At 32.1% G+C, this 2,979-nt stretch carries 4 protein-coding genes; all 4 read left to right on the top strand.

The annotated features are described in order from the left end of the window. Positions 1-211 precede the first annotated feature (211 nt). Positions 212-865 carry a hypothetical protein gene (locus ACQ93I_RS17075; RefSeq protein ID WP_431699584.1) on the top strand — a complete coding sequence of 218 codons (654 nt, stop codon included), beginning with the start codon at positions 212-214 and terminating at the stop codon, positions 863-865. Between the two features lie 6 nt (positions 866-871). Continuing rightward, entirely contained in the window at positions 872-1,465 is a 594-nt protein-coding gene (locus ACQ93I_RS17070; RefSeq protein WP_431699583.1) for a hypothetical protein, read from the top strand. Positions 1,466-1,468: 3 nt separating this feature from the next. Beyond that, the gene (locus ACQ93I_RS17065) at positions 1,469-1,915 is read left to right on the top strand and encodes a hypothetical protein (RefSeq protein ID WP_431699582.1); all 447 of its coding nucleotides are present in this window, start codon (positions 1,469-1,471) and stop codon (positions 1,913-1,915) included. A 122-nt stretch (positions 1,916-2,037) separates the two neighbouring features. Next, a complete protein-coding gene (locus ACQ93I_RS17060; RefSeq protein WP_431699581.1) occupies positions 2,038-2,964 on the top strand; it encodes a hypothetical protein in 927 nt (308 codons plus the stop codon). The last annotated feature ends 15 nt before the right edge of the window (positions 2,965-2,979 follow it).

Here is a 2,979-nt window from a genome sequence, read left to right as displayed (position 1 = left end):
GGATGCTAAAAACAATGCTCAAATCAGTCTCTAATCGAAACTAACTGCTCTCTTGCTTAGCGGATTGTCCTGCGGACAATCACGCTCGCCAGCTCGCACAGTTTTTATACGAGACGTTGGCGACTATTACTTAAGACAATCATAACTTTTAATTTATTACATTTGAATAGAGAACAAATAATAACATAAATCCATAACCGAAAGAAACGAAATGGCAGCAATACGTATTCCAGAAAATGTTTTTCCAGGATTTAGGGTGATAGCTTCATTAGAAGAAAATAAAATTAATGAATTAGTTTCATATCTTAATTCGTTACCAGTTGGAAAGCAATATGATGAGGTTGCTGATGAATTTGATGGAATTCTAAATGAAAAAAAAGGAAAGGAGCTTCTCAAAACGATTCTGAGTTTTAGTGAACTTGTTGAAGAAGATGAAGAAAACTACAAAGATGTAGTAAATAACTTAGTTAGTTCTTTTGTAGATCTATCTAATGACGAACTTGATCCTGCCCAAAACGAGAGATTAGAAAACAATCTATTAAAGATTTTTCATAATTATAAATCTATTGATCAAAACATACAATCAAGACAGTTAGCTCTAGAAAATGAAAATAATTTAAAAGATTTTCAGATGTTGACCGACATTCGCCTGATTTTTGATACTGATCTAGAAAACAAAGAAAGAATAGGTATAGTTATTCATAAATTGAATCTGGAGTACACGAAAGATTTTGAAGATAAAAAATTTCATTTAGCATTAGATATTGATAATCTAAAGAAATTAAAATCGGAGATTGAAAAAGCAATTGAAAGAGACAAACTTGTCAGAGAAGATTACAAACAAGTTTTAAAATACATAATATAGATAGTTATGACTACTCTAGAAAAACCATATACTCACAAACCTGGAATTGAAAATTCTTTTTATAAAAAGAAAGAAAAAGTTCGCTCTCGAAAAGAAAAGATTTCCTTTTATACTTTTCCACAAATCATAGAACCTTCAAAAGGTGAGAATGAGAAAGTAACTTGGTTCAGACCCACTTTTTCATTCACAATTCTTGGAGAAAAATATTTAATAGATAGAAATCTTTATCATATATATGAGTCCATAGATAAGTCCAAAACATTATTAGAGCTTAATGATGATTGGGACGATGAAGGAGCAGTGGGTAGTAACGAATTAATTTATAAAAGATCAATACACTTTCTAGTTGATTATGCTAAATACATTTATGAAATCCATAATTCGGTAATTGAAGAACCTGAAATAAACTTGGTTAAAGATGGCTCTATTGATTTAGAATGGAGGAATGAGAATTATATCTTACTAATTAATATTAGAAATACTCCAGAGAGAAACATCCACTATTACGGAGAAGATTTTAAGAAAAAAACTATTATTAAAGGCTTTATTGATTACCATGAAATCAATAAAGATCTAGGGTTTTGGATGCAAAAACTTTAATAAATGTGGGAAACCGAAGAAATCGATAACGAATCCAATCTTTATATTCGAGTTCACGAAAATTTTATTAGTAGTAAAGACAAGAAACCTAAATCTTCAGCCTTTTCAAATACCCCAAAAGAGGGAGACAATCTATCTTCAGATTGGTCGAAATATTGCACACCACATTCCTCGCGAGCATTAATTGGGAAACAGAAAAAAAGAAAAGATGGCACTTATAAAAATCCATCTTCTTTTTTTATTTGGTCACTAAGAGTGGAAAATGTTCGAAATGACATTAATCCCAACCAAGAAGTAAAACACGACCCGGTCTACAACGATCCTGAGGACGATTACGTTCCTAATAATAGAGCTCACTCAATAATTATTGGAGAAAAACCTGTTAATAATGCTGAGTTTAGAGTTGGGATGCTAAAGATTGGACAATGGGCGATTGAACCTGATAAATAACAGTCGCCAACATCGGTTAACGAGCAAATTGCGGCTTGCAACGCCTGATTGTCCTGCGGACAATCACGCTCGCCAGCTCGCACTGTTTTTATACGGGACGTTGGCAACAAGCTAAAAAATAAATGGAAATAGACATAAACTTTATACCTAAATCGAGAGAATACTTGAAGAAATTTGTTCTCTCGAACTATAGGGATTTTCATTTGGATATGAATGAATATCGTCCTATAAATGGATACGGGGAATTCCCTAACTCTAGCCCAATTGTCCAATGTATGAGAGAAATTACACATATAATTGGAGATGTTTTTAGTGATTTGTCAATACCAGAAAAATTTTCGACATCGGAAGACTTAATTTCTCAAGCCAAGAATTTTATTGACCACCTTAAGGCCTTTGAAAGTTACTTCATAGAATCAATGGAAGAATTAACTTCAAAATCGAAACCTATTCCCCTACCAATTCCGACTATTGACGGAAATAGAAAAAGAACAATTGAGGTTTTTGAAAAATTCGTAAATCTCGCTGAAACGGAATCGAATCAAAGAGAAGGGATATTAACTAAAATACATAATCCAACAGACACAGAAAAAATTGAAAATGTTTTAAAAAGATTTCATTCTGTTGTTAATCAACTTAAAAACCGAAGAAAAGACGGCGGGAATCCTAGGGAAACGATAATAATAAAAGATGAATATGATGTCCAGGATTTGCTACACGGACTCTTAAAAATTCACTTTAATGATATTAGGGCAGAAGAATGGAATCCAAGTTATGCTGGCAGTTCGAAACGAAGTGATTTTCTACTAAAAAAAGAAAAAATCGTTATTGAAGTAAAAAAAACCAGGGTTAGTTTAAAAGATAAAGAAATTGGCGAACAACTAATAATTGATAAAGCAAATTATCGTAACCATTCAGATTGTAAAGTCTTAATTTGCTTTGTTTACGACCCAGAATTACGAATAAAAAATCCTATTGGAATCAAAAATGATTTAAAAGAAGTCTCGGCTGATTTTACCACTTTGGTTTATATTCTACCAAATGAATAACAAAAGCCAGTTGCC

The sequence above is a fragment of the Salinimicrobium sp. WS361 genome (assembly GCF_050750585.1).
GTDB lineage: Bacteria > Bacteroidota > Bacteroidia > Flavobacteriales > Flavobacteriaceae > Salinimicrobium.
This window is presented reverse-complemented; position numbering and strand designations above follow the sequence as displayed.

Coding starts and splice junctions, on each gene's coding strand:
- ACQ93I_RS17070 (WP_431699583.1), top strand. CDS start 872: ATGACTACTCTAGAAAAACCATATACTCACAAACCTGGAATTGAAAAT.
- ACQ93I_RS17060 (WP_431699581.1), top strand. CDS start 2,038: ATGGAAATAGACATAAACTTTATACCTAAATCGAGAGAATACTTGAAG.
- ACQ93I_RS17075 (WP_431699584.1), top strand. CDS start 212: ATGGCAGCAATACGTATTCCAGAAAATGTTTTTCCAGGATTTAGGGTG.
- ACQ93I_RS17065 (WP_431699582.1), top strand. CDS start 1,469: ATGTGGGAAACCGAAGAAATCGATAACGAATCCAATCTTTATATTCGA.